At 53.5% G+C, this 8,618-nt stretch carries 6 protein-coding genes; 4 read left to right on the forward strand and 2 right to left on the reverse strand.

Annotated elements, in window-relative coordinates; genetic code table 11:
* Positions 1 to 158: 158 nt before the first annotated feature.
* Complete coding sequence (locus tag NFR57_RS08660; RefSeq protein WP_251183443.1) at positions 159 to 437, reverse strand: hypothetical protein; 279 nt, start codon at positions 435 to 437, stop codon at positions 159 to 161.
* A gap of 107 nt (positions 438 to 544) precedes the next feature.
* Here NFR57_RS08660 and NFR57_RS08665 point away from each other — a divergent pair, with 107 nt between their 5' ends.
* On the forward strand, positions 545 to 2,251 hold the full coding sequence (locus NFR57_RS08665; protein WP_251183444.1) for a CotH kinase family protein: 1,707 nt from the start codon (positions 545 to 547) through the stop codon (positions 2,249 to 2,251).
* A 151-nt stretch (positions 2,252 to 2,402) separates the two neighbouring features.
* Entirely contained in the window at positions 2,403 to 2,882 is a 480-nt protein-coding gene (locus NFR57_RS08670) for a hypothetical protein (protein ID WP_251183445.1), read from the forward strand.
* Between the two features lie 161 nt (positions 2,883 to 3,043).
* Here the strand turns inward: NFR57_RS08670 and nifJ are convergent, their stop codons facing one another.
* Complete coding sequence (gene nifJ / locus NFR57_RS08675; RefSeq protein WP_251183446.1) at positions 3,044 to 6,589, reverse strand: pyruvate:ferredoxin (flavodoxin) oxidoreductase; 3,546 nt, start codon at positions 6,587 to 6,589, stop codon at positions 3,044 to 3,046.
* A 281-nt stretch (positions 6,590 to 6,870) separates the two neighbouring features.
* Here nifJ and NFR57_RS08680 point away from each other — a divergent pair, with 281 nt between their 5' ends.
* Entirely contained in the window at positions 6,871 to 7,080 is a 210-nt protein-coding gene (locus NFR57_RS08680; RefSeq protein ID WP_251183447.1) for a hypothetical protein, read from the forward strand.
* The gene (locus NFR57_RS08685) at positions 7,077 to 8,435 is read left to right on the forward strand and encodes an amidase (protein WP_251183448.1); all 1,359 of its coding nucleotides are present in this window, start codon (positions 7,077 to 7,079) and stop codon (positions 8,433 to 8,435) included. Before NFR57_RS08680 ends, NFR57_RS08685 begins: the two co-directional genes overlap by 4 nt.
* Positions 8,436 to 8,618 lie beyond the last annotated feature (183 nt).

Genomic DNA, 8,618 nt, shown 5'->3' on the forward strand with positions numbered 1-8,618 from the left:
TTTAGGCGCGGCTAGTAACAATTTAGGGCTTTTGCCCGCATATGAGAAACCCCCGGCTTCGCCGGGGGAGTTTCATTTGCGCGTGGAAGTCGTGGATAATGCGGTTGTATTTGGCAGAGTTTGCGATATTGCTTATCGGCTGTTGCGCGGCAAGAGTATTACAACGCGACCAACCAAATAACAATCGATACGGCGGAAAATAATAATGCGCCGCCGCCGATAAAAATTGAAATAAAGCACAGCCTGTCGCGCTTGAACAGCACGGCAAACGGCAATGTCAGCGCGCAAAGGAACAGTGAAACTATTGCCGCGGGCACTGCTATAACTGCCGCGGGCGCGGCATACACCGCCGCAATCATGCAAATGAGCGCGGCGGCGGAAAACGTCAAGACTATTATGGACGTGACAAGTATGCAGACGGGCAACAGTTTTTTCATGGGTATATTATATCACAATTTACGGCTTGTGCGTAGGGTTTTGCGAAATTACGGCAAAATTGATAAAACCTCTTGATTTTATGCGGCGTGCGTGGTAAAATAACAGTATGAAAAAATTGATAATAACGGCGGGGATCGCGGCGGCATGTTTGACTCTTGTCGCTTGCGCAAACACGAACGGACCGACGCATGACGACGGTTCTGTCAAAGTTACGTTCAGCGCGAACGGCGGCGCGTTTGCCGACGGTAAAACGAGCGTGACGGTCAAGGTCGATAACGACGGCGGCGTTGCGTTCGACAAAACGCCGCGGTTGGACGGCAATGCGTTTATAGGCTGGTACAGCGGCGACGTCGAGTTCGACCCGGACGCGAGCTTTGCGGAAAACGTCACGTTTTCGGCGCGATACGTTTCCGGCAATACCGACGCCGTGTATACCGCGCTGTTCGATGAGAATTCGACTGTATCGGTCGATATAAACATGTCCGACAAAGAGTGGAAAAAACTGAACAACGATTATGTCGTATTCGAGGCGCAGAACAGCAAATCGCCCATATACCGCATGGCGGACAACGTAACTATCGGCATAGACGACGGCGACGGCATGCTGTACTACTATTACGAGGAAGTGGGCGTCCGCATGAAGGGCAACACGTCGCGCCGCGAGTTTTATAACGACGACGGGTTTTTCGGCGCGTTGCACATGAAGTTGTCGTTTAAACAGACGTTCGACGACGTGGAGGACGGCTATACCGAGGACGAGTTGAAGGTGTGGACGGACGACGCGGCGCGCGAAGCGCGTAAAGACCGCATGTTCGGCGGCATGGAGAAGATAGACATCAAGTACAACTCTACGCACGACGAAACGTATGTGCGCGAAATGTACGCAATGAAGCTGTTTAGAGAAAACGGCGTTATCGCGCCCAATGTCACAATGTGTTCGGTCACCGCGCTCGAAAAAGACGCGCGGACGAAAAATTTGGGCGTGTACAGAATTCATGAGGCGATCGACGAAGCGTTTATCTCACGCAAATTCGGCGAGCAAGAGGCGGGCGACTTGTGGAAATGCACATACACGAAAACGGGTCCCGCGGACCTAACCGATTACGATCTCGACAATCGCATAGGCGTGGAGAACGAACTTAAAGGCAAGTTCTACACGTATGACAAAAAGACCAATAAAAAGAAAGACAAGGTTACGGGCTTGCGCGACTTTGCGTCCATGCGCAATTTCATTGCGGCGATAACCGGCGAGGGTTGCGACTATTCGGCTGTGCTCGACGTAGAAAACTTTGCAAAGTTCGAGGCGGTTAATTACATGCTGGGCAATCCCGACTGCATTCGCAACAACTACAACAACTATTATATTTACTTCCGCAAGTCGGACGGCAAGGCGGTTATAATCCCTTACGACTACGACCGTTGTTTGGGCTTGACTGCGGACTGGAACCCGACGGGTAGCGCGTCCGCACTGTTGGAGCCGTACACAAGGCGCATAGCGGCGAACGGCGACAGTCAGTATAATCCTCTGTATAAGAATTTGATTTGCAAGGGCGCGCCGACGGGCGAAGACTCGACGCTCATGAAATTCCGCGAACATCTTATTACGCTGTCGGATAGCGAAATGCTTTCCGCGCAAGCGTTTGACAAGTACAAAAACAATTACAAAACAAAGTACGGCAATTATGTTTCGGGCGCGGTTGCGCGAAACGATTTGAGGTTTGATGCGACTGACACGGGCAATATGCCGTTCGCGGAATATGTTACGACAAAGCGAAATACTGCGCTGTCAAATATAGACAATTATAATAATTAGAGTGATTTCGGTCGCGGTAGATGTAAAACGGCGGGTAAAAAAGACATTGTCCGCCGTTTTGCGCGATATAAAAAAGTTGACAAAGCGCGTGGGCGGGGTGTATAATATAAAGGTAATATAAATTTATTCGATAGGCTTAAAGAGGCATAACATGATTTGTCCGCAATGCGGCTATGATATGGGCAATAAGAATAAATGTATACGCTGCGGTTACGAGGTAAAAACGCTCGCCGTCGTTGACGAGCGCGCGGGCGACGAGCCTAAAACCGAACAGGAAAAGACGGAAACAAAGATAATCGATCCGTGCAACGTGTATTTGACCCATCCTTACGGGTTCGAGGACGACGACGGGTTCGGCGATCCGTTTGCTTCGCTTTTCGGCGGACTTTTCGGCGACCCGATAGGCGATCTTTTAGGCGGGTTGTTCGGGTTTGACGTAAGTCCGCGCAGATCGGCTTTTTATGAAGAAGAGCCGCCTAAAAAGAAGCGCAAGCAAGGTCCTATCGTCGAAGTGAGCGACGTGGAGGTAATAAGCGAAAACGACAGGCGGGAGAGCGATACAAAAACGCAAAAGCCGCCCAACGCAAAATCGCATAAAAATCCGTTTAAAAACAGAAACGGCAAAAGATAATCTATAAAAAATTGATTAACTTATAAAATCCCCGCACGGTTTTCTTGTGCCGGGATTTTAACTTCGGCGTATAATTATGTTTTTTCCGCAAACGAAACCCCCGATAGAATAAACTCTATCGGGGGTTTTAATACTTGTGCAATTATTCGGCTACTGCGCTATCAGTCTTTTTCGGCGCGTTTTTTGTAGCCTTCGAGCCTGTTTTTGGCTTCCTTTTCGGCGCGCTCGAACAGGGCTTGGGCTATTTCGGGTTTTGCTTTGGCGAGCGATTTATAACGCGTTTCGCCTGCGATAAACTCTTGATAGTTGCCCGTCGGGTCTTTGCTGTCGAGCGAGAACGGATTTTGTCCTTTCTCGGCAAGTTCGGGGTTGAAGCGGTAGAGCTGCCAGTAGCCCGCTTTGACCGCTTTGTCCTCTTCCGCCATGCCGTTGGACATATCGATACCGTGGTTGATACAGGTCGCGTAAGCTATGATGAGCGACGGGCCGTGATATGCTTCCGCTTCAGCGATAGCTTTGAGAACTTGGTTCTTGTCCGCGCCCATAGCGACCTGCGCGACATAGACATAGCCGTAAGTCATAGCCATTGCGCCGAGGTCTTTCTTTTTGGTGCGCTTGCCGCCCGCCGCGAACTTCGCGACCGAGCCGGTAGGGGTGGACTTACTCGACTGACCGCCGGTGTTGGAATACACCTCGGTGTCAACTACGAGCACGTTTACGTCCTCGCCCGAAGCGAGCACATGATCCAAACCGCCGTAACCGATGTCGTATGCCCAGCCGTCGCCGCCGAAGATCCAGATGGACGGTTTTACGAGGCAATCTTTTTCCGCGTGAATTTCTTTTGCGAGTTCGTCGCAATCGCATCCGCAGTCCTTGCAGCCTTCGAGCGCTTTAACGAGTGCGGCGGCGGCTTTCTTGCTGCCTTCCGCGTCGTCCATGTTCGCTATCCAGTCGTTGCAGGCTTTTTTGCCTTCGTCCCACTTGCTCCATTTTTCGGCGAGCGCGGCGACTTTGTCTTTAAGCGCTTCGCGGCGCGCCTTGTACGCAAGGTGCATGCCGTAACCGTATTCCGCATTGTCCTCGAACAAGCTGTTTGCCCACGCGGGACCTTTGCCTTCCGCGTTCTTGGTGTAAGGGCAGGTCGGAGCCGAGCCGCCGTAAATAGACGAACAGCCCGTCGCGTTGGCTATAACCATGCGGTCGCCGAACAATTGCGTAATGAGCTTGACGTAAGGCGTTTCGCCGCAACCCGCGCACGCGCCCGAGAACTCGAACAAAGGCTGTTTGAACTGACTGCCGATAACGGTCGTGGGCGCAACGTGTTGCGAAACGTCCGCAAACGGAATCTTTTGCGAGTGCGCATAGTTGGCGTTTTCCGCGTCGATGACATCGTCGAGCGGTCTCATAACGAGCGCTTTTTCCTTGGCAGGGCAAACGTTGGCGCAAGAGCCGCAACCCGTACAATCGAGCGGGGAGAGCTGCATGCGGTACGAATATCCCGCAGCTTTGAGTTTGGGGTTCTTTGCGTCAACCGCAACAAAGGTCGCGGGTGCGTCTTTAAGCTGATCGGCTGTCGCGAGCACGGGGCGCAAGCACGCGTGCGGGCAGACGAGCGAGCATTGGTTGCACTGTATGCAGTTGCCCGAAATCCACGTGGGAACGTTGGGCGCAATGCCGCGTTTTTCGTATTTTGTCGTGCCGCTCGGAACGGAACCGTCGGGAGCAAACGCCGATACGGGCAGCTTGTCGCCTTCCTGACGGAGTATGGGGTTGACGACGTTTTTGAAGTAATCGTCGCCGTCCACTTCCGCGGCTTTCGCGCCTGTGGTCGCGTTAGCCCATTCTGCGGGCACTTTGACTTCGACAAGACCCGCGATAGCGTTGTCCACGCACGCGTAGTTCATGTTGACGACGTCGTCGCCCTTCTTGCCGTAAGCCTTTTTGATCATCTGCTTCATGTAGCCCGCGGCTTCCTCGTAGGGGATGATGTCGGCGAGCTTGAAGAACGCGGCTTGGCAAACGGTGTTGACGCCCTTGCGCGCGCCGATTTCGTTTACTATTTTAAGCGCGTTGATCGTGTAGAACTTGATGTGCTTTTTGGCGATAGTGCGCTTCATTTCGGCGGGGAGTTCCGCGTCGAGCTGTTCGGGCGTCCAGTGGCAGTTCAAAAGGAACACGCCGCCGTCCTTAATGTCGTCAACCATGTTGTAGTGTGTTACATAGGACGGGTTATGGCACGCAACGAAGTCCGCTTGGTCGATGAGGTAGGTGGACTTTATAGGCACGTCGCCGAAGCGCAGGTGCGAGATTGTAAGACCGCCCGACTTTTTGGAGTCGTAGAAGAAGTAGCCTTGCGCGTATTTGTCGGTGTGGTCGCCGATAATCTTAATCGAGTTTTTGTTTGCGCCGACCGTGCCGTCGCTGCCCAGTCCGTAGAACTTGCAACGGATAGTGCCCGCAGGGGAGGCGTTGACAAACTCGGAGCAGTCGAGCGACGTATTGGTCACGTCGTCGTTGATGCCGACAGTAAAGTGGTTTTTGGGCGTAGCGGCGGCGAGGTTTTTGTAAACCGCGTTGACCATGGACGGGTTGAACTCTTTGGAGCCCAAGCCGTATCTTCCGCCGATAACCTTAACGCCCGTCATGCCCGCTTCGGTGAGCGCGGTGCAAACGTCGAGGTACAGAGGTTCGCCCAACGAGCCGGGCTCTTTTGTGCGGTCGAGCACGGCAATGCGCTTGACCGTTTTGGGCAGGGCTTGTACGAAATATTTGATAGAGAACGGGCGGTAAAGGCGGACTTTGAGCAAGCCGACTTTTTTGCCCTGTTTGGCAAGGTAGTCAACCGTTTCTTCGACGGCTTCGCAACCCGAACCCATCATGACGATGACGTTTTCGGCTTTCTTGTCGCCGTAGTACTGGAACAGCTTGTACTCTCTGCCCGTAACGGTTTTTACTTCGTCCATCATAGCCTGAACAATGTCGGGCGTGGCGTCGTAATATTTGTTGGCGGCTTCGCGGTTCTGGAAGTAAATATCCGCGTTCTGCGCCGTGCCTTTCTGGTGCGGGTGTTCGGGGTTGAGCGCGCGCGACTTGAATTCGCGGATCTCGTCCATGCAGCCCGTTTTTTCGGCGAGTTTTTTGATTTCGTCGTATTCTATGCCGTCGATCTTGTCGATTTCGTGGCTGGTGCGGAATCCGTCGAAGAAGTGCAGGAACGGCACTTTGGATTTGAGCGTGGACAGGTGCGCGACGAGCGCAAGATCCATAGCCTCCTGAACGGAGTTGCTGGCAAGCATTGCGAAGCCCGTTTGACGGCACGCCATAACGTCGGAGTGGTCGCCGAATATGTTAAGCGCGTGAGCGGCAAGCGCGCGTGCGCTTACGTGGAAAACGGTGGGCAACAGCTCGCCCGAAATTTTGTACATGTTGGGGATCATGAGGAGCAAGCCTTGGCTCGCCGTGTAAGTTGTGGTGAGCGCGCCCGCGCACAGCGAGCCGTGAACGGCGCCTGCCGCGCCGCCCTCCGACTGCATTTCTGCAATGCGCAGTTCCTGCCCGAACATGTTTTTGCGTCCTGCGGTAGCCCATTCGTCGGCATACTCCGCCATGGGCGACGACGGCGTAATGGGGTATATCGCCGCTACCTCCGAAAAGGCATACGCCACGTGCGAGGCGGCGGTATTGCCGTCGATTGTCATTTTGACCATATAATCAAACCTCCAATGTAAATTATAACGTGAAAAAAATGTGTTGTTATTCGCAACCTTTATATTATAAAACACGCACGCGATAAAGTCAAGACCCTTGCTTTAACTTATATAATTTTTTCGGCTGTCCGCCCCTTATAGCCTCGGCAAAATTTATGCGCGGCGAGAACACCCCGCCGCAAAAAATTATTATTCGCCGCGGTTGCGTATTTGATTGACAGCGCGGTCGCGGCGGTGTAAAATTATTAGCGTAATCATGCGCCACGAGGAGCGTTTTTTGCATGGACAGCGACTTAACAACAGATAATATAACGCGCGCGGCGTTGCGCGCGGGACTGACCGTAACGGCGGAGGAAGCCGAAGCGGTACGATCGCACCTTGCAAGACAGGCGGAAAATTTTGCGGTTTTGTCGGACGTGAGCACGGACGAAATAACGCCGTATTTCGGCGACGGCGGCGACGGTAACGCAGTGCCGAGGTCGAACGCATGAACATTACCGAACTGTCTGTTGCGGATCTTTCCGCACTGTTGAAAAAGAGAGAGCTTACGGCAACCGAGGTCGTTAAGGCGTGCTTGGAACGCATACGCGCGACCGAGAATTTAAATAACTTTATCACAGTGTGCGAGGACGCCGCGATCGCCGCCGCAACCGAAGCGGACAATGCGTTAAACAGCGGCGCGTCGACAAGCGTTTTATGTGGCGTGCCGATTGCCGTTAAGGACAATATAGCGACGGCGGGGATAAGAACGACATGCGCTTCGCGCACGCTCGAAAATTACGTGCCGAGTTCGGACGCGGCGGTCGTAAAAAAGCTAAAAGCCGCGGGCGCGATTATTATAGGCAAGACGAATATGGACGAGTTCGCAATGGGCAGTACCAACGAGAACTCGGCGTTCGGCGCGGCGAAAAACGCCAAAGATACGACGCGAGTGACCGGCGGAAGCTCGGGCGGGTCGGCTAACTGCGTTGCGGCGCGGCAGGCGTTTTGCGCGATAGGAAGCGACACGGGCGGGTCGGCGCGCCAGCCTGCGGCGTATTGCGGCGTTGTCGGGCTTAAACCTACTTTCGGCGCGATCGATTGCGACGGACTGATCGGGTTTGCGCCGTCGCTCGATTGCGTAGGGCTTATCGCGCGCGATTGCGACGACGTTGCGACGTTGTTCGCCTCGCTGTATGACGGCACGGCGGGCGAACGCAATAAATATTGCGGATTGACTGAAATCGATTTGCGCGGCATGACGGTGGGCGTCGCGGACGAGTTTATGAACGTCGAATATCTTGACGAGCAAGCGCTGTCGGCATATAACCGCGCATTGACGGCGTTGCGCGATGCGGGCGCAAAAACAGTGCGCGTGGGATTGCCGTCGTTTGCGGCGGGCATAGCCGCATATCACGTAATATCGTCGGCGGAAGCGGCTAATAGCTATAAGCAAATAAAGCGCACTATGCGCGACGGGGCGCAAACGGGCGCGGAGTTTAAGCGCAGAATAATAACGGGCGAGTACGTTACGGATGGCGCGCGTTACGAAGAACTGTACGTTAAAGCGGCGCGCGTGCGTGCCGTAATACGGTCGGAATATTTGCGCGCGCTCCAAACCTGCGACGTTTTGATTTGTCCGACCGCGCCCAACGTCGCGCCGAAAATAGGTGAAAAACTGCCGCCCGACGTTTCACACTACAACGATATGTACGCCGCGCCCGTCAGCCTTGCGGGATTGCCCGCAGTAAGCGTGCCGTTCGGCACGGCGCACGGCATGCCCGTCGGCATGCAGATAATAGGCAGGCACAATGCGGAATATACAATCCTCGCAGTCGGCAAACAGCTTGCATTGCGCGATAAATAGGTTAAAAGATAATAAATAAGAGATAAAAGATAAGAGATAATAGTTGCGGAAGTTTTGCGAAAAGCAAAACTTGATTAAATATAAAGAAAAGAAATGCTTATACTCACATCATTCCGAGCCTGTCGAGGAATTAAGGCGAACCGCCGCAGAGTTCGGCGGAACAATAACAAGTGCGGCTACGCC

Origin of the sequence: Anaerocaecibacter muris, assembly GCF_943192945.1 — a bacterium.
Lineage (GTDB): Bacteria > Bacillota > Clostridia > Christensenellales > Pumilibacteraceae > Anaerocaecibacter > Anaerocaecibacter muris.